Consider the following 3,239-nt stretch of genomic DNA (forward strand, 5'->3'; position numbering starts at 1 on the left):
GTCCAGTGCACGGGGCGGGTCAGGGCCGGGGGCAGCGCCGTGGTGGCGTCCCCGCGGGCGGCGTCGAGCTGGGCCTGAACGACGAACAGGGCGCCATGCAGGTCCGCGCCGCGCAGGTCCGCCCCGGCGAGGTTCGCGCCGAGCAGGTCGGCGCCGCGGGGGCGCCTGCTCCCGGCGCGGACCGGCAGCTCGGCGCGGACCAGGTCGCTGGCCTGCAGCAGCAGCAGATGGACCGCCCGACGCAGCGCGGGGACGTCCACGGCGAGCAGCGTGTCAGCGTCGGCGCAGGTCAGCAGCGTGGTGCGGGCGCGGGCGTCATGCAGCTCGGCGTGCAGCGGGGCGGCGGCAGGCAGGCTCAGCGCCTCGCTCAGATACCACAGCAGCTCGTGCAGCGCCCGCATGACCGCGAAGACATCGAACATCCGCCGGGCACTGTCCGGTGCCGCCCGCCAGTCCCGCCCGCCGTAGGTGACCTGGCAGACCTGCTGCCCGGCGCCGAAGCAGTCGTACACAGCGCAGCCGCGGAACCCCCGCGGCCGCAGCTGCTCGTGGACAGCGCAGCCGAAGCCCGCGTTCAGGTTGGGGCAGGCCGTGCCGGCGGGTTTGTCAATCGTGAAGTCCACCGAGGCGGAGAACACCGGTGCCACGCAGCACAGCGCGAAACAGCGTCCGCAGCCGGCCGCGGGCGTCCCCGATGATTCCCGCGGCGGGATCGAGATCGTCGGGCAAAGTGTGTGCCCTTCTGAACGTCAACGGGAGACATCATTCTGACAGACGCAACCGCGGAGGATGAAGTCGCCACCCCCGTGTCCACCGGCCTCGGGCTGGCCTGGGGGCGGGATACCAGTTCGCCCGCGGTCCCCCCGCCCGCGATCCTCGGATATGTCATGCTGACAGACGCGACAGCAGGGGAGGAAGCCGGTGCGAGTCCGGCGCGGTCCCGCCACTGTCACCGGGAAGTGAACCTTCCCGGGCATGCTCGCCGGCGAGGAGGCGGGCATGCCCGGCGATCGCCCGACCAGGGGTCCGGAGAGGAACCCCGAGCCGCCCGGACGGGGCGACGGGCCACGGCCGCAGCGGCGGCTGGAAGGCCGAAGGTGCGCGTTGATCCGGGAGCCAGGATACTCCGGCCGTCGCCGTGATGACCATGGGCGAGGACCCTGGGAGGACCCCGGCATGCCCGTACCACTGCCAGACCGGCCACGTCGGCCATCCCGGCCGTACGCGCCGCACCCGTCGTACGCGCCGCACCCGTCGTACGCGCCGCATCGGTGTCCGTCGTGCCGGTCGTGTCGATCCTGTCAGCCGCACACGGTGCACCGGCGACACCCGCTCGCCTCGACGGCGTCGACACCGTGGTGAGCTTCCCGCTATCGGCGGTGGTCGGTATGGACGACCTGCGCCTGGCCCTGCTGCTCAACGCGGTCTCCCCCACGCTGGGCGGAATCCTCGTGCGTGGGGAGAAGGGCACCGCCAAGTCCACCGCCGTGCGCGGCCTAGCCGCCCTGCTGCCCCCGGTGGCGGTCGTGGAGGACTGCCGGTTCTCCTGCGCGCCGGACGCGCCGTCACCGGACTGCCCCGACGGCCCGCATCCCGCGCCGTCGCCGTCGCCGTCGTCGTCACTGACCCGTCCGGCCCGGCTGGTGGAACTGCCCGTGGGCGCCTCCGAAGACCGGGTGACCGGTTCCCTCGATCTGGACCGGGCGTTGGCCGACGGGGTCAGCGTCCTGCGCCCGGGTCTGCTCGCCGCCGCCCACCGCGGGCTGCTCTACGTCGACGAGGTCAACCTGCTGGGGGACCATCTCGTTGACCTGCTTCTCGACGCCGCCGCCTTCGGGGTCGCCCACGTCGAACGCGACGGGGTGTCGGTGCGCCATCCGGCGGTGTTCCTGCTGGTCGGGACGATGAACCCGGAGGAGGGCGAGCTGCGTCCGCAACTGCTCGACCGGTTCGGGCTGACCGTGCACGTCGCGGCCAGCCGTGACCCGGCGGTGCGCGCGGAGGTCGTCCGCCGCCGGCTGGCGTTCGAAGCCGACCCGGCCGGGTTCGCCGCGACCTGGGCGGACGCGGAGGCGGAACTCGCGGCCCGGGTCGTCGCCGCCCGCGGCCGGCTCGGCACGGTCCGGCTCACCGACGCGGCGCTGCGGGCCGTCACCGCCATCTGCGCCGGCTGCGACGTCGACGGCATGCGCGCCGACGTGGTGCTGGCCAAGACCGCGATGGCACTCGCCGCGTGGGCGGGACGGACCACGGTGCTCGCCGCCGACATCCGTACCGGTGCCCGTCTCGCGCTACCGCATCGCCGCCGCCGCGGGCCGTTCGACGCCCCCGGAATGGACGACGAGACCCTCGACGCCGTCCTCGACGAGGCCCTGGCCGGTCTCGACGAGCGCGTCGGGGCCGAACGCGAAGCCGGGGAGTCCGGTGTACCGGTGAACGGTGCGCGCCCCGATGACGACCCGCCCGACGGCGGCGGTTCGGGGGGCGCGCCCGGTGGTGACGGCGGTCCCCACGGCGGCGGCGGTGCGGGGGACGGGAATGGCGGGGACCGGTGGTCGGCACGACCGTCCCCGTCCCCGTCCCCGTCCCCGTCGATGTCTCCGACCGCGATGGCGGCCTCGACCGCGGCGGCGGCCTCGTCCCGGCTCGCCGGCGCACCGGCGGCGGCGTTTCGGCCGCGGCTGCTCACCGTCGCCGGTCTCGGAACCTCCTCGGGAACCACCGGGCGTCGGTCCCCGGCCCGCGGCAGCCGCGGCGCGCTCGTCACCACCGCCGCGGACGCACCCGGCCTGCATCTGCCGGCGACCCTGCTCGCCGCCGCCCCGTTCCAGGCCTCCCGCGGCCGGTGCGGACCTGGCCTCGTGCTGGTCCCGGCGGACCGCCGTGGCGCCGTGCGCGTCGGCCGGGAGGGCAACCTGGTGCTGTTCGTCGTCGATGCCAGCGGGTCGATGGCCGCCCGCACGCGGATGACCCTGGTCACCACGGCCGTGCTGGCCCTGCTCGTCGACGCCTACCAGCGCCGCGACCGGATCGGGATGATCACTTTCCGGGGGTTGGGGGCGGAGGTGGTGCTCGCGCCGACCTCGAGCGTGGAGGTGGGCGCGGCCCGGCTGCGCGCGCTGCCCACCGGCGGGCGGACCCCGCTGGCCGCCGGGCTGGGCCTCGCCGGTGAGGTCCTGCGCGCCGAACGGCGCCGTGATCCGGCGCGGCGGGCCTTGCTCGTGGTCGTCACCGACGGC

The 3,239-nt window shown here is 75.2% G+C and carries 2 protein-coding genes and 1 riboswitch; of the genes, one reads left to right on the plus strand and one right to left on the minus strand.

Going from position 1 to position 3,239, the window contains the following annotated elements; all coding sequences use genetic code 11:
• Positions 1 to 638 (minus strand): pentapeptide repeat-containing protein (locus AC08OT_RS19725; RefSeq protein ID WP_476603179.1); only part of this gene is annotated, 638 nt, incomplete at its 3' end.
• A 275-nt stretch (positions 639 to 913) separates the two neighbouring features.
• Positions 914 to 995, plus strand: a riboswitch (cobalamin riboswitch).
• A gap of 360 nt (positions 996 to 1,355) precedes the next feature.
• On the opposite strand from AC08OT_RS19725, the gene AC08OT_RS19730 reads away from it, so the two are divergent.
• A partial coding sequence (locus AC08OT_RS19730; RefSeq protein WP_476603180.1) for a VWA domain-containing protein occupies positions 1,356 to 3,239 on the plus strand: 1,884 nt, incomplete at its 3' end.

It is taken from the genome of Frankia sp. CgJB1 (genome assembly GCF_977947065.1).